Consider the following 19,548-nt stretch of genomic DNA (forward strand, 5'->3'; position numbering starts at 1 on the left):
GCCATGCTCGGCGCACAAACAAAAACGCCGAACATAAGTTCGGCGTTTACAACCTTCTGGTGTGGCTTTCAGCTAATGCAGCTTTGAGCTCATGCTATACGCTAAATGATGCACCACAACCACATGTTGTTGTCGCGTTCGGGTTGTTCACAAAGAAACGAGCGCCTTCTAGGCCTTCTGTGTAATCAACCATGCCGCCCATTAAGTACTGTAGGCTCATTGGGTCAACAACCAGCGTTACACCGCTGTTTACAATCGTAGTGTCGCCATCATTTACTTTTTCATCAAATGTGAAGCCGTATTGGAAACCGCTACAACCACCACCTGTAATGTATACACGCAGTTTTAGTTCTGGGTTTTCTTCTTCAGCAATTAGCGTTTGTACGCGGGTAGCTGCTGCATCAGAAAAAGACAATGGGATATTTACTTCGCTCACGACAACCTCTCTTACCTGTGTCAAAAACAACATGATACAAATCTAATTCGAGACCATAGTTGTTGAGTATTTTCTTATATTCCGGTGATTATCTAATACCTGACTGAAACGTTCAAGTATTCACCACAGGATCGGTCCTTTTACTGCTGTAAACTCACCAATATCTAACAATTAAAACGTGTAACCACACAAAACAACCAGATTCGGGTGATTATCTGGGCGAAAGCATTCCTAGTTGGATTAGGGATAGGTACAATGCGTGCCAATTGGTCCGACAGTCAAAAGAGGATATATCAATGACCAAATCAGCAGAGCTGTACGAAAAAGCACAGCAAACCATTCCTGGTGGCGTAAACTCTCCAGTTCGTGCATTCAATGGCGTAGGTGGTTCTCCAATCTTCGTTGAACGCGCTGATGGCCCACTTATTTTTGATGCTGATGGTAAAGCGTATATCGATTACGTTGGCTCTTGGGGTCCAATGATCCTTGGTCACAACCACGCGGTTATTCGTGACGCAGTTATTGCAGCAGCTCAACGCGGCCTTAGCTTCGGTGCTCCAACCGAAACTGAAATCAAAATGGCTGAACTGGTATCTGAGATGGTTCCATCAATGGAACAGCTACGTATGGTGAGCTCAGGTACAGAAGCAACAATGAGCGCGATTCGTCTAGCTCGTGGCTTCACTGGTCGTGACAAAATTCTTAAGTTTGAAGGCTGCTACCACGGCCACGCAGACAGCCTACTTGTAAAAGCTGGTTCTGGCGCACTGACTTTAGGTCAACCAAGCTCTCCAGGCGTACCGGCTGATTTTGCGAAACTAACGCTAACAGCAACCTTCAACAATCTAGATTCAGTACGTGAAATCTTCGCAGCAAACAAAGGCGAGATCGCTTGTATCATCGTTGAGCCAGTAGCGGGTAACATGAACTGTATCCCTCCTGTAGAAGGCTTCCACGAAGGTCTACGTGAAATCTGTGATCAAGAAGGTGCATTGCTAATCTTTGATGAAGTAATGACAGGTTTCCGCGTTGCTGAAGGTTGTGCTCAGGCTTACTACAACATCAAGCCAGACCTAACGTGTCTTGGTAAAGTGATTGGCGGCGGCATGCCTGTCGGTGCTTTCGGTGGTCGTAAAGACGTGATGCAATACATCGCACCAACTGGCCCTGTTTACCAAGCGGGTACGCTTTCAGGTAACCCTGTTGCAATGGCTGCTGGCTACGCATGTTTGAACCTTCTACGAGAAGAAGGCAACGAAAAGCGTCTAGCTTCAAAAACTAAGCAGTTGGCAAAAGGCTTCAAGCAACTTGCTGACAAGCACGGCATCCCGATGCTAGTTCATCAAGTTGGCGGTATGTTTGGTTTCTTCTTCACAGATCAAGAAACTGTGACGTGCTACGAAGATGTAACTAAGTGTGATGTAGAACGCTTCAAGCGCTTCTTCCACCTAATGTTAGATCACGGTGTTTACCTTGCACCTTCAGCATTCGAAGCAAGCTTTACTTCTCTTGCTCATGGTTCAAAAGAACTTGATGCAACACTAGAAGCTGCCGACCGCTCTCTTGCGATCATTGCTGCTGAAAGCAAATAATCGAAAGCACTTTATAAGTCGCTAACCGATTGAATTTAGGGCTGCATTAAATGCAGCCCTTTTTATATATCGCGCTCACCAGCCAAAAAATATGACAGCTTATTTAGCCGTCGACTAAGGCTAAAGCTGAACCAAAAGCGATTAACGTTCCCAGAAAAGAAAAACCAACAACATCAAGGTACCAAGGAACATTCTGAACCAAGGGATCTCTTTTTTTGTTTGCTGTTCTTCGTCTTGGCATTTCTTATCTTTATTACAGCATCCCATTATCAAAACTCCTCATTGCTAACTCTCTGTTTTGCAGCCATTATAAACTCAGAACGCAAATATAGAGACCATTACCGTGTCAGAAAAACTCAAAATCAATTCCAGCCACTGGGTGATCATCATTGCCCTACTCGCGGCGGCTTATGCTTGTTACTTGCTTATCGAGCCATACGTTAACTCTATCGTGATGGCCTTTATCATTTCACTATTGATGTTCCCAATCCATGAGTGGCTTGAAAAAAAGCTCCCGAATAAAGAAAACATCGTCTCTCTGCTGTCTTGTATCATACTGACCTTCATTATTGTTATCCCTTTATTGGCAGTATTCGCAGCAATTGTTCAGCAAGGTTCTCTGTTCTCTCAGAACACCTACCAATGGGTAACACACGGCGGCATTCAGACTCTGTTTGCTCATCCGTTAGTGGTCAAAGCGCTGTCATTTGTGAATAACTACCTGCCTTTCGACAATATTGAGCCCCAAGCCATCGCACAAAAAGTCGGTGAGTTTGCGACAAGCTTTGGTTCTAAGCTAGTTGGTATCAGTGCCAAAATCTTAGGTGACGCGACCAATTTCTTGATGGATTTCTTCTTGATGCTGTTCGTTTTGTTCTTCTTATTAAGAGATCACGACAAAATCATCAGTGTGGTTCGTCATATTCTGCCGCTGTCTCGTAGCCAAGAAGACAAACTTCTAACAGAGATAGAACAAGTATCTAAATCAGCAGTAATGGGCTCATTCTTAACCGCAATCGCGCAAGGTTTTGCCGGCGGTTTAGGTATGTGGATTGCCGGTTTCCCAGGTCTATTCTGGGGTACTATGATGGGTTTTGCCTCTTTCATCCCAGTTGTGGGTACCGCATTAATCTGGATTCCAGCAGCAACCTACTTGTTCCTAACTGGTGATACCACGTGGGCGATTTTCCTAACGGTTTACTGTGTAGCGATTGTTGGTTCAATTGATAACCTTCTGCGTCCGCTGCTAATGCAAGGCAGTGCAGGCATGAATACCCTGATGATCTTCTTCTCACTATTGGGTGGTATTCAACTGTTTGGCCTAATTGGTCTTATCTACGGACCATTGATTTTTGCGATTACCATTGTCCTATTCAACATCTACGATGAAGAGTTTAAGGACTTTTTAAACCAGCAAGACAAGAGTTAACGAACTTGACGTCAACTTGATTGGCGAACCCGTATTAAACACTTCAAGCTTTGGGCGGATTATGCGAAAATCCGCCCTCATTTTTTGCTAACGATTCAACAGAGTGTCCTATGTCAGCTTATATTGCACCAAGCCAGATTGCTCAACGCCAACTCGCCTACTTTGAAGGCAAACATGTTTTAGTTGCCGGTGAGGCAGAAGACTTGTTCCCTGTTGAGTTAGCGAAGCATTGTGAATCTGTCTCTGTGTTTACTTCTAATTACAGCTACTACCGTCAATTAGAAGGCTACAACACCATCCAACGTTTTTATGGTGCGGAGTTTACCGAAGAGACCAAAGCCGACTTAGTGATGTTGTACTGGCCAAAAGCCAAAGCGGAAGCGGAATTTTTGTTGGCGATGCTATTTGCCAAGCTAGGCAAAGATACCGAGATCGTCGTGGTTGGTGAAAACCGTTCAGGCGTGAAAAGCATCGAGAAGATGTTTGCTCCTTACGGCAAAGTTGTTAAATACGATTCAGCGCGTCGTTGCTCTTTCTACTGGGGTCAATGCTTCGAGCAACCACAAGCGTTCAACCTGCAAGACTGGTTTAAGACCTACACGGTTAACATTGGTGAGCAATCACTTACGGTAAAAAGCCTTCCTGGCGTCTTCAGTCACGGTCAATTCGATGTCGGTAGCCAACTTCTGTTGGATACTCTGCCAAAACTAAAAGGCAAGGTACTGGATTTTGGCTGTGGTGCAGGCGTATTGGGCGCGGTGATGGCATCTCGTAACCCAGATATCGAGCTAGAAATGTGTGACATCAGTGCATTTGCCGTGGCATCAAGCCAAGCAACGCTAGAAGCGAATGGTTTAACGGGTAAAGTATTCGCTTCAGATGTCTATTCTGATACCGCACAAGACTACCAGTTCATCATCAGTAACCCACCATTCCATTCAGGTTTAGACACTAGTTACAGCGCGACTGAGACCTTGCTTGCTCAGGCTCCTAAGCATTTGAAGCGTTCTGGTGAGATGATTATTGTTGCGAATAGTTTCTTAAAATACATTCCAATTATTGAACAAGCGTTTGGAAAATGCGCGACTCTAAATAAGACCACTAAATTCGCGATCTATCACGCAAACAAATAACCTATCTAGCACAGCGCAGGGTCATTATCTGCGCTGTCTGTTCATATTTTTGTCAAAACTCAATAAAAATGAGCTTTTGCACACGCTTTAAATACCACTTACTTGTCAAAGTAAAAAAACTCGTTAATTTCGTTAAATTGGAACCCGTTAATTCTATTCTCTGTACTTGTTTTCGCCCCTTTTAGCAGTACATCAAAGGAAAGTAGTACCCAATTTATGTTTAGATTCTATCGTAAGCAGAAGTTTAAGCGCCTTCAAAATACCCTAATGCTGGCATTTCTTGTCCTCAGTATTACCCCTGTGACACTTATCGCGATATTTTTCCTCCAATCGCACAGTCAGGATCTCCAGGAACAAAGCACCTCACACCTTGTTTCGGTTCGTGATACTAAGCAGCAGCAAATTGTCGATTACCTACAAGCTCAAGAATCCCAAGTGATGGGCTTTGTTCGCTCAGAATTGGCCAATGCCAGTGGCGGGCGATTTTATGGTTTGATCAATGCATTTCAACGATTGGGGTTAGATATTGACGAGGCACGCAGTAATGCACAGCAGCGCTATATTCAAGGCTCTGGCGATCAAATCAAAACGTCGATCCTCCCTGAGTCCAGCAGCTTTATTGGCAGCGAGCGTTATCGCCTGCTCCACAAGCGCTACCATAATGCTTACCTAGAACTGCTTAAACGCTCTGATTTTGACGATATTCTCTTAGTTGATATCAACGGTAACGTCGCTTATTCCGTCTTTAAAAATGACGATTACGGCACCAATCTGCTGACAGGAAAATACAAGGACTCCAACCTAGGTATTACCTTTCAACGACTAGCCAAAGACGTAACCGACCGACGCAAATCTAACGAAGATTACACGCCGGTTATCGTTTCTGACTTTAAAGACGAGAATGGCAAACAGACCGCATGGCTAGGCGCACCTATCGTTCAACAAGGCTACCTACACAGTTACGCGATGTTTAGGCTACCAATCAACGGCATTACTAAGTTAATTGCGGATCTCAACAAGAGTTCGAATATTCAAACGCTGCTTGTAGGTGATGATCACCTGCCGCGTAGCCTTGCTCATTCACAAGAATCTATCAACTTGAGCCTAGATGTTGTCGATAAAGCATTGGCTGGCGAAACAGCGGTTGGCACCTTCGACAACACCCTAGATCAAGCGATCATCGCGGCATATACGCCAATTGAGCTGAAATACGCAACATGGGCTCTTGTCGTAGAGCTGCCAGAGAAAGAGGCGTTTGCCCGTATTCATCAGTTAGAAAAGATCTTCGTGATCGTGATGCTAACGGCGATCATTCTGGTAGTCGTTGCATCGCACTATCTGTCTAACTTCATCACATCCCCACTGCTTAAACTGACGTGGGCTGCCGAAAAAGTATCGGCGGGTGATCTCGATGAAACCATGATCAATACCGAGCGCAAAGATGAGATAGGCCGACTCGCGGTGAGCTTCGAAAGAATGCAGCGCTCTATTCGTGAAAAAATGCAGCTCATCAAAAGCCAAAACGATGAGCTTGAGGACAACCTTAAGACCATTCAAAAGCAAAACGAAGAGTTACAACTGGCAAATAAACTCAAAGATGAGTTCTTAGCGACTACTTCACATGAATTGAGAACACCACTGCATGGCATGGTGGGTATCGCTGAAGCGTTGATATCTGGAGCTAACGGCCCTATTCCTGCTAATCAGAAATATCAGTTGGATATCATCATCAATAGCGGTCAGAGATTGGCGACCTTGGTTGATGATCTGCTTGATTATCACAAGATGCGCTATGGCAGCTTAGATATTAAGAAATCAGCCGTTGATTTGTCGGCAGCCACCAGCTTGGTCCTAGAGTTGTCTCATCACCTATTGGGCAATAAGCCAATCCGTATTATTAACCAAGTCCCAAGTGATTTAGGTCTGGTTTCATCGGATCCTCAACGACTTGAGCAAGTGATGTATAACTTGGTCGGCAATGCCATCAAGTACACCTCAGAAGGTAAAATTGTTATCTCTGCCAGCGTTATCGATGACAACATTCGTGTGCAAGTTGTCGATACTGGCCAAGGTATACCGGCCGAGTACCTTGAGCACATCTTTGAGCCATTGATTCAAGCAGGCCAAGATGCGAGTAACTACCGCCAAGGTGCAGGGCTTGGATTATCGATCAGTCGTCAGTTGATCGAGCTAATGGGCGGTTCACTGTACGTTAGTAGCCAACCAATGCTCGGCACTACGTTTAGCTTTACCCTGCCCCTAGCTACTCAAGATGAGTTAGACAGTTACAACGAATCAGGTCACTACTCGCACTTCCAAGCGCCTGATTTAATTGATAACAGCCAACAAGAAAATAGTGTTATCAGTGAAAACCCAGATGGCCCGTTATTGGTTATCGCCGATGATGAGCCGGTTAACCTGCGAGTATTAGACAGCTTCTTGAAGTTAGAAGGTTATCGAGTACGTACTGCATGTGATGGCCCTGAAACCATTGAACTGATTGAGAAAGAGAAGCCAGAGCTGCTTCTACTCGACATCATGATGCCAGGAATGAGCGGCTATCAGGTTTGTGAAGCACTGCGTAAGCAATACGATCATGCTCAGTTGCCAATCATCATGCTAACGGCACTCAACCAAGCAGAAGACCGTGTTCGAGGTTTCGAAGCTGGCGCCAATGACTACTTGTCTAAACCGTTCAACAAACAAGAACTAGCGGCTCGAATTACAGCACATCTATCAGCAAGCAAAGCTGAACAGAGACGCCTTGAAAACGACCAACTGCAACTCGAGCTCAAACATAGAGCGATGGTTGAGGCTAACTTGTTAGAAACTCAAGGCCGCTTATTAGAGCAACTAGAATCGGCACCTGAAGCCATCATCTGTATTCGTGACGACCAACGTATTCGCTTTGCTAACGAAGCTGCGGCGAAGCTATTCAGACGCGGACAAGAACAACTTAAACGCTCAATGGTCGACGAGATCATTGCGCCTAAATACCTTAAGGTAGAACAAGCCCACTACTGCGGTGATATTGATATCTATATAGACGATACACGTCAGCGCATACCAAGTGACATCCTTAAGCTGCCTGAAGGCTCAGGGCTCGACACCATGTATATCTTCAATGTAGGTGGTGGTGTTAACTCAAACCGAATCAATAACCTTGAAACGGCGGTTGAAGCTCTCTCTAGTTATGCCTTTGAAGGCGACAAAGATAAGTTGCAACAGTTGAAGGAGCTTGGCGGAGAATTTACTCGTCTTGCTGACAAGGCAACCGGTGAAGGTAAAAACAAGCAAGAGTTAATGCGCGAGGTACTGGTCGATGCGATGACTAATGCCATCATCTACTGGGAATCGGTGACGGGTGAAACCAAGTTCGCTTTCGCCGAGAAGAGTGGCTTGTGGCGCGTCTACTTAGACCGCAGTACGCTGCAAACTCGAACGCTAGACAAATACCTACGCGTAGAAACCCTACCGAAAACCCCTCGCTGGCGAACGGTACTGAGCTCAATCGAATTCATACTGGAACACTGTAAAGAACAGACGCCAGAAAGAACCCATATTGAGATGCTAAGAGATAAACTTCAGAAACTACTGACCAGTTAATCCCTGAACCAACATCACGATACTTTGAATAATGGAGCCCACCTAGCGTGGGCTTTTTTGTACGCCTAATAATCACAAAAAGTAGAATCCCATCGCTTGCAACGCACTTTTTTTACGCCCTTAAACAAGGAGGGATTCACGCCAATTACGTACAGTGTGAGCTCGTAACCGTCAGTACTTTTCGTTCTATTCTCAATCATATCTGACTCTTTGTTGCAGTTTGAGAAGCGAGTCACAACAGAACGGCAGATTTAATTTTCTAGGGAAATTTAACGTAAAACTGGCAAGTGACCGAGATCTACAATTATACCAACGTAGGGTAAGGCATTATAATAAAAAGCCTTTCAAGTTAGTGGCCACTTACAACCTGCAAGAACCTCAAAACCAAATGCGAGTCACATCACTTTAACAATTGCGTACGAAAAACCACCAAAGCAACCTATTTTGACGTTAATGACGTGGGGTTGTGTGTTTTTAACGTTTTTGACGGGAAACGAGTTTGATTAATTCATCGATAAGGTGTTTTCTTACTCCTGCCAAAGGCCTACAGGCCACTCTTACCACTTCTCAGAATCAACGATGAATCTGGAGCAACGAAGAAGAGGTAGGCCTTTAACCAGAGTGTGTATCTACTAAACAATTTAGCGACAGATAACATTCAATCCATTAGTGAAATGAAAGCAAATAGTAAGGAACAGCTATGCTTGCCAATATAAAAAAAACAGCAATAGCAACAGCAATTATTGCAACTGCTACAACAGGTTTTGCATCAGTAGCAACCGCTGCAGAACGCAGTGAACTGACCGTTCACCCGAAAGAGTACACTACATTCGTACGTAACTTTAACCCGTACCTTGGTGCTACTAACCTACATACTACAACTGACTTCATGTATGAGCCGCTAGTAGTATTTAACGAAATGCACGGTAACACTCCAGTGTTCCGTCTAGCTGAAAACTTCAAGATGTCAGATGATCTGATGAGCGTTGTTTTCGACATTCGTAAGGGTGTTAAATGGTCAGACGGAGAAACTTTCTCTGCTGATGATGTTGTTTTTTCTTTCAACCTTGTAAAAGAGAAGCCAGAGCTTGACCAATCTGGTATCAACTCTTGGGTAACTTCTGTAGAAAAACTGAACGACAACCAAGTTAAGTTCACACTAACAGAAGCAAACTCAAACGTACCTTACGAGATTGCTAAAGTACCTGTAGTACCTAAGCACATCTGGAAAGACGTTAAAGATCCATCAACGTTTACCAATGAGAACCCGGTAGGTTCTGGTCCATTTACAGAAATCGATACGTTTACAGCGCAGCTATACATCCAGTGTGCAAACCCGAACTACTGGGATGCAGACAACCTAGATGTTGACTGTCTACGTGTTCCACAAATTGCGAACAACGACCAATTCCTAGGTAAAGTTGTAAACAGTGAAATGGACTGGACGTCTTCTTTCGTTCCAGATATCGATCGTACATACGCAGCAGCTAGCCCTAAACACCACTACTGGTACCCGCCAGCAGGTACACAGGCATTCATCGTTAACTTCAAGCACCCTGATGCTGCGAAGCATGAAGCATTGAGCAACGTTGACTTCCGTCGTGCTTTCTCTATGGCTCTTGACCGTCAAACTATCATCGACATCGCATTCTACGGTGGCGGTACTGTAAACGATTTCGCATCGGGTCTTGGCTACGCGTTTGAAGCTTGGTCTGATGAAAAAACTCATGACAAGTACAAAGGCTTCAACACTTACAACGCTGAAGGCGCGAAGAAGCTTCTTGCTGACGCTGGCTTCAAAGATGTAAACAAAGATGGTTTTGTTGACACTCCATCAGGCAAGTCTTTCGAACTAATGATTCAATCGCCAAACGGCTGGACTGACTTCAACAACACAGTTCAACTAGCGGTAGAACAGCTAAACGAAATCGGTATTAAAGCGAAAGCTCGTACACCTGACTTCTCTGTTTACAACCAAGCAATGCTTGAAGGTACATACGACGTAGCATACACAAACTACTTCCACGGTGCGGATCCATACACGTACTGGAACAGTGCTTACAACTCATCACTACAATCTGGTGATGGTATGCCTCGTTTCGCAATGCACTTCTACAAAAACGACAAGCTAGATGGTCTTCTAAACAGCTTCTACAAAACAGCTGATAAGAACGAGCAGCTAGACATTGCACACGGTATCCAGCAAATCATCGCTGCAGACCAAGTGACAATCCCTGTGATGTCTGGTGCTTACATGTACCAATACAACACAACTCGCTTCACTGGTTGGTGGAACGAAGAAAATCCAAAAGGCCGTCCAAACATTTGGGCTGGTATTCCAGAGCGTCTACTTCATGTACTGGACCTAAAACCAGTTAAATAAGTAATCGTTCAATCCTTGCGGCGTAACCTCTTACGCCGCTTATAAAAATCCCCACACTCTCAATTGAAAGTATGGCGCTAGTCGTCAGGGGATTTTTCGTTCCAAATTTCGCTAGGAGCGACCTGAATCCAGAAACAGGGAAACAATCTGGGTGAGTAAGGTGTGAGTTATGGGTTATTTTTTAAGACGTTTGTCATTTTATTTTGTCGCGCTATTAGTTGCTGCGACGTTAAACTTTATTATTCCAAGAGCAATGCCTGGTGACCCAGTTACCATGATGTTTGCGAACGCTTCTGTACAAGTTACTCCAGAGCGTATTGCTGCAATGAAAGAACTATTAGGCTTCGTTGATGGTGGCTACTTAGTTCAATACGTGGCGTACATGAAGAACATTCTTAGCTGGGAACTTGGTACATCAATTCAATTCTACCCACTTTCTGTAAACACACTGTTGGGTGGAGCATTCGGTTGGTCGCTTTTCTTAGCCGGCACCGCAGTTATTCTTTCTTTCTCGATTGGTTCAATCCTAGGTATTTTCGCAGCGTGGAAACGCGGCAGTAAGTACGATGCCTTCGTAACGCCAGGGATGCTGATTCTACAAGCCGTTCCTCAAGTTGTTATCGCGATGATTGCACTATTTACCTTTGCAATTGGCTTGAAGTGGTTCCCAACAGGGTATGCCTACACCGCTGGTACTATACCTGATTGGACAAGCTGGGCATTCATTAAAGATGTCGCTTACCACGCCTTCTTACCACTGTTCTGTGCTTCTGTTGTTCAAATTGGTGGCTTCCTAGTAAACATGCGTAACAACATGATCAACCTATTAGCCGAAGACTACATCACCATGGCGAAAGGCAAAGGCCTGAGCGAAAACCGAGTGGTATTCAACTACGCAGCTCGTAACGCGATGCTACCTAGTGTGACAGCCCTGTCAATGTCGCTAGGTATGGCAATCGGCGGTCAGTTAATTATCGAAATCATCTTTAACTACCCAGGTCTTGGCAGCGTACTTTTCAACGCAATTAACGCTCGTGACTACCAAGTACTGCAAGGTCAGCTGCTTATCATGACGCTATTCATGCTGTTCTTTAACCTAGTTGCAGACATGCTTTACGTTGTTCTTGACCCTCGTCTTCGTAAGGGTGGTAAATAATCATGAAAGACTTTTTAAAACTCATTTGGCGTAACCCGATGGCCCTAACAGGCGTCATCATCCTAAGTATTTTTATTCTTGGCGCGATTGCAGCTCCATTAATCACCAAACATGTACCAGACAAGCGTACAGGTAACCCACACGAATATCCTGGTTTCGTGGTGAAGTCTGCACAAACTAACCCTGATGGCTGGGTTGCTCAAAATCTAGCAGACGACCGTCGTACATTGATCATGTCTAAAAAGGCAGACCACGTACTAGGTACAACTCGTATGGGTCGTGACGTTTGGTCTCAAGTGGTATACGGCGCACGCGTATCTCTTGCTGTAGGTTTTGGTGCGGGTCTAACCGTATGTTTACTCGCAACTGTTATTGGTGTTTCTGCAGGTTACTTCGGTGGCCGTGTCGATGACGTTCTAACAGCCGCAATGAACATCATGCTGGTAATCCCTCAATACCCATTACTGTTCGTAGTAGCAGCCTTTATCGGTGAGGCAGGGCCACTCACCATAACCTTGGTTATCGGCTTTATGTCTTGGGCTTGGGGTGCCCGTGTTGTTCGCTCCCAAACCTTAGCACTGCGTGAAAAAGAGTTTGTAAAAGCCGCTGAAGTTTTGGGTGAATCTTCATTCCGCATCATCTTCGTAGAGATTCTGCCAAACCTTATCTCTATCGTTGGCGCAAGCTTCATCGGTTCGGTGATGTACGCAATCATGATGGAAGCAACCATCTCGTTCCTAGGTCTTGGTGACCCGAACACAATCAGCTGGGGCATCATGCTTTACAACGTTCAAACCTCTTCATCAATGCTGATTGGCGCTTGGTGGGAACTGCTGGCTCCTTGTATCGCACTGACACTACTTGTAACTGGCCTTGCTCTACTTAACTTCGCGGTCGATGAAATTGCTAACCCGCAACTGCGTTCTCACAAAGGCATGAAGCGTTGGAAGAAACTAGCAGCTCAAGACAAAGAAGAACGTGAACCAGAACTACCACCACAAAATGCACTTTGGAGCGGAGATAAATAATCATGTCTGAACCACTAATTTCTATCCGCAACTTATGCGTGGATTACATCACAGAGTCTGGCGATGTTCGTGCGTGTAACAACGTAAGTTTCGACATCGCTCCAGGTGAAGTCTTCGGCCTAGCTGGTGAATCTGGCTGTGGTAAATCAACGGTCGCTTTCTCTCTTATGCGTCTTCATAAGCCGCCCGCTTACATCAGTGGTGGTGAGGTTATCTTCAACGGTGAGAACATCCTTGAATACAGTGATGACCGTATGCAGTCGTTCCGTTGGAGCGAGATGTCGATGGTATTTCAGAGCGCGATGAACGCACTCAACCCAGTACTACCGATGGAAGAGCAGTTCTGTGACGTAATCATGCGTCACACCAACATGACTCGTGAGCAAGCTAAACAACGTGCTGAAGGTCTACTTGAAATCGTAGATATTCACCCGAGCCGATTGAGTGATTACCCTCACCAATTCTCTGGCGGCATGCGTCAGCGCTTAGTTATCGCTATCGCGTTAGCACTGAATCCAAAGCTGATCATTATGGATGAGCCGACAACCGCACTTGATGTGGTTGTGCAACGCGAAATCCTACAAAAGATCTATGCACTGAAAGAAGAGTTTGGCTTCTCGATTCTGTTCATCACCCATGACTTGTCATTGATGGTCGAGTTCTCTGACCGCATCGGCATCATGTACTCAGGTGAGCTAATCGAAGTAGCTAACTCTCAAGATATTCTAGAAAACCCTTACCACCCTTACACCAAAGGGTTGGGAAGTTCTTTCCCTCCACTGACAGGGCCAAAGACAAAGTTAGCAGGTATTCCGGGTAACCCTCTGAACCTGTTAGAGATCCCTGAAGGGTGTCGTTTCCAAGCTCGTTGTGACCGTGTACATGAAAAGTGTACCAAGGTGCCAACCAAGCTGCGTTCTATCGACCCGGGACATTTGTCTAACTGCCACCTGTACGGTGACCCAATAGTACAAAGGAAGCTATAGCTTGCACGCTGACTCAGCGTGAATAACGAACAAGGCGGCTCGACCGCCTAAAAACAAGCAAAGCGAATAAGGATTCTGGAGACAATTATGAGCAAAGATTTCGGTCAATTATTGGTAGAAGGCAAGAATGTCGTAAAAGACTTCCCAATAAGCAGTACCACCATTCAAACCCCAATGATGCGTGCGATTAACGACGTGTCATTCAAGATGTACAAAAGCCGTGGCCTAGCAGTGGTTGGTGAGTCTGGTTCAGGCAAATCAACAACCGCAAAAATGATCGCAAAAATGTACGCACCTTCAGGCGGCACGATCGAATACAAAGGTCGTGATATCCAAGAGATCTCAAGCAGAAAAGATCTTATGCACTACCGTGAAGGCGTGCAGATGGTATGGCAAGACCCGTTTGGTTCATTGAACCCAACGCACAATATCTTCCACCACATTGCTCGACCACTGTTGATCCACAAGAAAGTATCTCCGGGCAACAAGAAAGAGCTAGAAGAACGCGTTTACGATCTTTTAGAGCAAGTAGGTCTCATTCCGCCAAAAGAGACGGCGAAGAAATACCCTCACCAACTGTCTGGTGGTCAGCGTCAACGTGTCAACCTAGCCCGCAACATCGCGGTAGGTGCCGAAGTTGTACTAGCCGATGAGCCAACTTCAATGCTTGATGTATCGATTCGTGCCGGTGTTTTGAACCTAATGGAAGAGATGAAGTTCGAGAAGCAAATGTCTCTGCTTTACATCACTCACGATATCGCAACCGCTCGTTACATCGCTGAAGACCTTTCGGTGATGTACGTGGGACACATGGTGGAATGGGGCGATACCGATGACGTGATTGCTAACCCTCAGCACCCATACACCCAATTGCTTGTTTCGGCCGTTCCAGATCCTAAGAAGTCGATCCACGAGCAACTTGCAGGCAACAAAGGTGAGATTCCTCTGTGGACACCAGTATCAGCAGGCTGCCCATTTGCAGGCCGATGTACTCACGCAATGGATAAGTGCAAAGAGCAGCTACCAGGGGTTACGCAACTCGCTGATAACCACTTTGTGCGCTGTTACCTACACGAAAGCTAAGCAATAAAACCCAAGTTAGGGTCTTCGGACCCTAACTATTTATATCCAAAACATTCAAGTACCTAGCCAATAGAAACTAGGACTGTCGGAGAATATTGATGCTGTTATTGACCAACCATATTGGCTATGAGTCCACAGGCCCGAAGCAAGCTATCCTACAAACTAAGAAAGCTCGCCTATCAAGCACTACGGCTCTACTCGTCTGTGCTGACAACCATATGACTGTCGGAAATTTTGATGTGGTTAAACAAGGCCGCGTAGCAAATTGGCATCAAGGGCAATTCTTCACTATTGATTTCAGTTCAGTCACTGAATCTGGTCGCTACTACCTACGTTTTGACAACCTGCGTTCAGAAGTATTTGAGATTGGTAGCAACCTATTAATGAACCACACGTTTTCTGATGTGCTTCATTACTTTAAGTCACAACGCTGTGGCGGGATTTTCGACAAAAAAGATCGACAAGCACAAATTCTAGGTACCGACCGATACGTCGATGTCCACGGTGGATGGTATGACGCATCAGGTGATGTCAGTAAGTATTTTAGCCACCTGTCTTATGGTAACTACCTAAACCCACAACAAATTCCGATGGTCGTTTGGAACATGCTAAAAAGCGTACGCTTGACTGGCCATAACCCAGACTTCCCGAAATTCTCCATGACTCGTCTAACGGAAGAGGCTCTGTTCGGTGCCGACTTCTTAGTGCGTATGCAAGACGCTGACGGATACTTCTATATGACGGTATTCGACAAATGGAGCAAAGATATCAACCAACGCGATATCTGCGCTTATGCGACTCAAGAAGGTCATAAATCAACGGACTTACAAGCGGGCTACCGACAAGGTGCAGGTGTTGCTATCGCAGCATTAGCCGCAGCTTCTGAGCTTGAAATCTCTGGCAGCTACTCGAGCCACACATACCTTGAAATGGCGGTTAAGGGTTACTGGCATCTAAAAGAGTACAACCTCCAGTATCTAAACGATGGTGAAGAGAACATCATCGATGAGTATTGCGCCCTACTCGCAGCCAATGAGCTGTATCGCGTAACACAAGACCAGCAATACCTATCAGAAGCAAGAACTTGGGCGACTCGTTTAATCTCTCGTCAGCAATCCGATGATTCATTTGAGCACTTCTGGTCGGCAAACTCTGATGGCTCTCGTCCATACTTTCACGCAGCTGAAGCCGGTCTTCCTGTGATTGCACTATGTGAATACATCGACAACGAAACCGATGCTGAATTAAAAGAACAGGCGCGCACAGTTGTTGAACAAGCTTGTCAGTTCGAAATCAACATCACCGACAAAGTCACCAACCCATTTGGCTATCCAAGACAATACGTTAAATCTGTCGATGGTGATAAACGTGATGCCTTCTTCGTCGCTCAACAGAACGAAACCGGTTACTGGTGGCAAGGCGAGAACGCACGCCTTGGCTCACTCGCAACCATGGCTTACCTAGTTCAACCGCACATTAAAGATAGCGAACTTCAAGAGCGCTTAATCCAGCTTTCACAAAATAGCCTTGATTGGATCTTGGGCCTCAACCCATACCACATGTGCATGCTCGATGGTCATGGCCATAACAACCCAGACTACCTACCTCAGCTTGGGTTCTTCAATGCGAAAGGCGGTATCTGTAATGGCATCACAGCTGGTTTTGAAGATGAACAAGACATTGCGTTCAATCCACCAGCACAAAAAGATGACATGCTTCAAAACTGGCGCTGGGGTGAGCAATGGATCCCTCATGGTGCGTGGTTCTTATTAGCAACCGCTGCACAGTTCAACTTCTTAGCTCAGCGTAAGGAGCAATAATAATGACTCTTTACTACGTCGGTATTGATGGTGGTGGTACTTCTTGTCGTGCTCGTATTCGTGACGCTCAAGGCAAACTGATTGGTGAAGCGAAAAGTGGCAGTGGCAACATCCTTTTGGGTGTTGATGTTGCGATGAGCTCAATTATTGATGCCATCACAAAAGCGGCACAACAAGGGCAACTCAACTCAGACCATTTTTCAAATATGCATGTTGGCCTAGCGCTGGCTGGCGCTGAGCAAAAATCAGCATGGTTCGACTTCATGGCTCAACCACACCCTTTCGCAAGCATGACACTAAATACCGACGCTTATGGCGCTTGCATTGGTGCTCACAATGGCCAAGACGGCGCAATCATGATCGGTGGTACGGGTTCTTGCGGTATCTTCCTAAAAGACGGTGAGCAATATGTGGTTGGCGGTCGTGAATTTCCGATTTCAGATCAAGGCGGCGGCGCAGTCATGGGCTTACGTTTGATTCAACAAGTCTTGCTTGCAGAAGACGGTATTCGCAACAAAACCCCGCTGACTCTACATGTGATGAATCACTTTAATAATGATGTGGATGCCATTGTCGAATGGTCAAAAGGTGCTATTCCAAAGGATTACGGTCAATTCTCACCAGTTATTTTTCAACTCGCTAACGAAGGTGACGAACTGGCTATCGATATGCTCAAGCAAACCGCGGCTGATATCGAAATGTTTGTCTTAGCACTGCATCGAAAAGGCGCTGACAAGGTGTGCTTAATGGGAAGTATCGCTGAGCGTATTCTCAACTGGCTATCACCACCAATACAACAATGGATCGTTAAACCTCAATTCGACGCTATTGAAGGCGCATTGATGTTTGCCGGAAAACCACAACACAACTTGTATCAACAGGCTTAGCAGGGAAGTTATATGAATTATCGCATCGACTTAGCTGTTCTTTCTGAACAAAAAAATAACTGCCGATTTGGCCTTACGGTACATAACTTAAGTGACCTCGACGTAAAAGGTTGGTCTCTGCACTTTGCATTTGATCGTTTCATCCTTCCAGAGAGTTTATCGCAAGGAGAGCTGACTCAAGTTGGCAGCTTTTGCTCATTCACACCAAGTTCGTCAGTGTTAAAGGCCAACAACCATTACTACCTTGAATTCAGTATTCAAAGCGCACCATTCCGCTTCTATTCTGATGGCCTTAACGATGCCTTTATCCAGTCACATAATGATGGAGAAACATCGGTACTGCCTGTCGCGATATCACCCATAGTACTGGCTTCGCCATACCGTGAACGCAATCAAATACCTGAAGTTAACGCTGCTGAGATTGCATTGATTCCTCAGCCTAATCAGATCGAATTTCAGCAAGGTAGTTTCGCGCTAAGTAACTTCGCGCTAAATAACGACTGCAGAATTGAGGTTCAATCTCATCTTGCTGATAAGGCAGTCTCTTGGTTCCAGCAAGAGTTGCTCTCGACCTTTGAGCTGTCTCTTTCGACCGCGCTTTCAGCTGAACTTTCAAAAGACGAAAGCGGCAACATTCTATTTCGCAGCAACCCGACGTTAGATGAAGCCGAATACAAACTGACCATCACTGCACAACAGATTATTGCTGAATCAGGCAGCCAGTCGGGCTTTACACACGCTGTGGCAAGCTTGATTCAACTAGTTCAACAACTGGACGCAGAGAACTTCTCTCTACCATGTTGCAAGATAGCCGACCAACCGCGCTTTAAGTACCGCGGCATGATGTTGGACTGCGCTCGTCACTTCCACTCAGTAGAGCAAGTGAAGCGTTTAATCAATCAACTGGCGCACTACAAGTTCAACGTATTTCATTGGCACCTAACTGACGATGAAGGTTGGAGAATTGAGATAAAGAGCCTGCCACAGCTAACAGAAATTGGCGCTTGGCGTGGCCCTGATCATGCACTAGAGCCGCAATATACCCACATTGCGGACAACTATGGCGGCTTCTACACACAACGACAGATTCGCGAAGTCATTGAATACGCAGAGCAACGCAGCATCACGGTGATCCCAGAGATCGATATTCCGGGACACTGCCGTGCCGCAATCAAATCACTGCCTGACATGCTGGTAGAGCAAGCGGATACCACTCAATACAAGAGCATTCAGCACTACAACGACAATGTACTAAACCCAGGTTTGCCCGGTACTTACCAATTTCTAGATGCAGTTATTGAAGAAGTCGCAGAGCTATTCCCGAGCGAATTGATTCACATGGGTGCAGACGAAGTGCCACCCGGTGTGTGGACCAACAGCCCTGCTGCTCAAGCATTGATGAAAGAACACCAGTACCAAGACAGCAAAGACCTACAAGGCCACCTATTCCGCTATGCCGAAAACAAGCTTAAGCAACTCGGCAAACGCATGGTCGGCTGGGAAGAAGCACAGCACGGCGACAAAGTGAGTAAAGAGACCATCATCTACTCATGGCTCAGTGAAGAAGCGGCTGTCAATTGCGCTCGCCAAGGCTTTGATGTGGTGTTGCAACCTGCACAGTTTACCTATCTCGACATGACCCAAGATTATGCACCGGAAGAACCGGGCGTAGATTGGGCTGCCGTTATCCCATTAGAACAAGCTTATACCTACGAAGCACTTGCTGAGGTATCCGACACCGACCCAATTCGTAAGCGGATCCGCGGAATTCAGTGTGCTCTATGGTGTGAGATCGTCACCAACCAAAAGCGTATGGATTACATGGTATTCCCAAGAATTAGCGCTTTAGCTGAAGGATGTTGGACACATAAAAACAACCGAAACTGGCTAGATTACCTATCTCGCCTAAAGGGGCATCTGCCATTACTCGACAAACTCAATGTTGATTATCGCAACCCTTGGAAAGCTCAATAAAACAAACCAAAGCGACACTCATATCGAGTGGTTGC

General features: G+C 45.6%; 14 protein-coding genes. 12 read left to right on the forward strand and 2 right to left on the reverse strand.

Annotated features, from left to right (window positions below):
- Window positions 1–94 precede the first annotated feature (94 nt).
- On the reverse strand, window positions 95–436 hold the full coding sequence (gene erpA / locus AB4507_RS09070) for an iron-sulfur cluster insertion protein ErpA (RefSeq protein ID WP_004734539.1): 342 nt from the start codon (window positions 434–436) through the stop codon (window positions 95–97).
- A 296-nt stretch (window positions 437–732) separates the two neighbouring features.
- Here erpA and hemL point away from each other — a divergent pair, with 296 nt between their 5' ends.
- Complete coding sequence (gene hemL, locus AB4507_RS09075; RefSeq protein WP_010436060.1) at window positions 733–2,028, forward strand: glutamate-1-semialdehyde 2,1-aminomutase; 1,296 nt, start codon at window positions 733–735, stop codon at window positions 2,026–2,028.
- Between the two features lie 141 nt (window positions 2,029–2,169).
- Here the strand turns inward: hemL and AB4507_RS09080 are convergent, their stop codons facing one another.
- Window positions 2,170–2,295, reverse strand: coding sequence for a hypothetical protein (locus AB4507_RS09080; RefSeq protein WP_004734537.1), 126 nt, complete (start codon window positions 2,293–2,295; stop codon window positions 2,170–2,172).
- 76 nt (window positions 2,296–2,371) lie between these two features.
- On the opposite strand from AB4507_RS09080, the gene AB4507_RS09085 reads away from it, so the two are divergent.
- From AB4507_RS09085 to AB4507_RS09135, 11 genes are all read left to right on the forward strand, one after another.
- Complete coding sequence (locus AB4507_RS09085) at window positions 2,372–3,457, forward strand: AI-2E family transporter (RefSeq protein WP_017059406.1); 1,086 nt, start codon at window positions 2,372–2,374, stop codon at window positions 3,455–3,457.
- A 110-nt stretch (window positions 3,458–3,567) separates the two neighbouring features.
- Complete coding sequence (gene rsmC, locus AB4507_RS09090) at window positions 3,568–4,590, forward strand: 16S rRNA (guanine(1207)-N(2))-methyltransferase RsmC (protein ID WP_372157539.1); 1,023 nt, start codon at window positions 3,568–3,570, stop codon at window positions 4,588–4,590.
- 216 nt (window positions 4,591–4,806) lie between these two features.
- A complete protein-coding gene (locus AB4507_RS09095) occupies window positions 4,807–8,196 on the forward strand; it encodes a response regulator (protein ID WP_136977818.1) in 3,390 nt (1,129 codons plus the stop codon).
- Between the two features lie 700 nt (window positions 8,197–8,896).
- Window positions 8,897–10,579 (forward strand): ABC transporter substrate-binding protein, encoded by a 1,683-nt coding sequence (locus tag AB4507_RS09100; protein ID WP_017056650.1) that lies wholly within the window; start codon window positions 8,897–8,899, stop codon window positions 10,577–10,579.
- A gap of 169 nt (window positions 10,580–10,748) precedes the next feature.
- Entirely contained in the window at window positions 10,749–11,735 is a 987-nt protein-coding gene (locus tag AB4507_RS09105) for an ABC transporter permease (protein WP_017059409.1), read from the forward strand.
- Between the two features lie 2 nt (window positions 11,736–11,737).
- Window positions 11,738–12,763 carry an ABC transporter permease gene (locus AB4507_RS09110; RefSeq protein ID WP_017056648.1) on the forward strand — a complete coding sequence of 342 codons (1,026 nt, stop codon included), beginning with the start codon at window positions 11,738–11,740 and terminating at the stop codon, window positions 12,761–12,763.
- 2 nt (window positions 12,764–12,765) lie between these two features.
- Window positions 12,766–13,749: an ABC transporter ATP-binding protein gene (locus AB4507_RS09115; protein ID WP_017063265.1), complete on the forward strand. Its 984-nt coding sequence runs from the start codon at window positions 12,766–12,768 to the stop codon at window positions 13,747–13,749.
- An 87-nt stretch (window positions 13,750–13,836) separates the two neighbouring features.
- Window positions 13,837–14,832 (forward strand): ABC transporter ATP-binding protein, encoded by a 996-nt coding sequence (locus AB4507_RS09120; protein WP_017059411.1) that lies wholly within the window; start codon window positions 13,837–13,839, stop codon window positions 14,830–14,832.
- A gap of 98 nt (window positions 14,833–14,930) precedes the next feature.
- The gene (locus AB4507_RS09125) at window positions 14,931–16,652 is read left to right on the forward strand and encodes a glycoside hydrolase family 9 protein (protein WP_017063263.1); all 1,722 of its coding nucleotides are present in this window, start codon (window positions 14,931–14,933) and stop codon (window positions 16,650–16,652) included.
- Window positions 16,653–16,654: 2 nt separating this feature from the next.
- Entirely contained in the window at window positions 16,655–17,539 is an 885-nt protein-coding gene (locus tag AB4507_RS09130; protein WP_372182566.1) for a BadF/BadG/BcrA/BcrD ATPase family protein, read from the forward strand.
- 12 nt (window positions 17,540–17,551) lie between these two features.
- Window positions 17,552–19,513, forward strand: a complete 1,962-nt coding sequence (locus AB4507_RS09135; RefSeq protein WP_372182568.1) for a beta-N-acetylhexosaminidase — start codon at window positions 17,552–17,554, stop codon at window positions 19,511–19,513.
- Window positions 19,514–19,548 lie beyond the last annotated feature (35 nt).

Source organism: Vibrio sp. 10N.222.54.A3, assembly GCF_041474095.1.
GTDB classification, from domain to species: domain Bacteria; phylum Pseudomonadota; class Gammaproteobacteria; order Enterobacterales; family Vibrionaceae; genus Vibrio; species Vibrio crassostreae_C.

Coding starts and splice junctions, on each gene's coding strand:
- hemL (WP_010436060.1), top strand. CDS start 733: ATGACCAAATCAGCAGAGCTGTACGAAAAAGCACAGCAAACCATTCCT.
- AB4507_RS09080 (WP_004734537.1), bottom strand. CDS start 2,295: ATGGGATGCTGTAATAAAGATAAGAAATGCCAAGACGAAGAACAGCAA.
- rsmC (WP_372157539.1), top strand. CDS start 3,568: ATGTCAGCTTATATTGCACCAAGCCAGATTGCTCAACGCCAACTCGCC.
- AB4507_RS09095 (WP_136977818.1), top strand. CDS start 4,807: ATGTTTAGATTCTATCGTAAGCAGAAGTTTAAGCGCCTTCAAAATACC.
- AB4507_RS09100 (WP_017056650.1), top strand. CDS start 8,897: ATGCTTGCCAATATAAAAAAAACAGCAATAGCAACAGCAATTATTGCA.
- AB4507_RS09105 (WP_017059409.1), top strand. CDS start 10,749: ATGGGTTATTTTTTAAGACGTTTGTCATTTTATTTTGTCGCGCTATTA.
- AB4507_RS09110 (WP_017056648.1), top strand. CDS start 11,738: ATGAAAGACTTTTTAAAACTCATTTGGCGTAACCCGATGGCCCTAACA.
- AB4507_RS09115 (WP_017063265.1), top strand. CDS start 12,766: ATGTCTGAACCACTAATTTCTATCCGCAACTTATGCGTGGATTACATC.
- AB4507_RS09120 (WP_017059411.1), top strand. CDS start 13,837: ATGAGCAAAGATTTCGGTCAATTATTGGTAGAAGGCAAGAATGTCGTA.
- AB4507_RS09125 (WP_017063263.1), top strand. CDS start 14,931: ATGCTGTTATTGACCAACCATATTGGCTATGAGTCCACAGGCCCGAAG.
- AB4507_RS09130 (WP_372182566.1), top strand. CDS start 16,655: ATGACTCTTTACTACGTCGGTATTGATGGTGGTGGTACTTCTTGTCGT.
- AB4507_RS09135 (WP_372182568.1), top strand. CDS start 17,552: ATGAATTATCGCATCGACTTAGCTGTTCTTTCTGAACAAAAAAATAAC.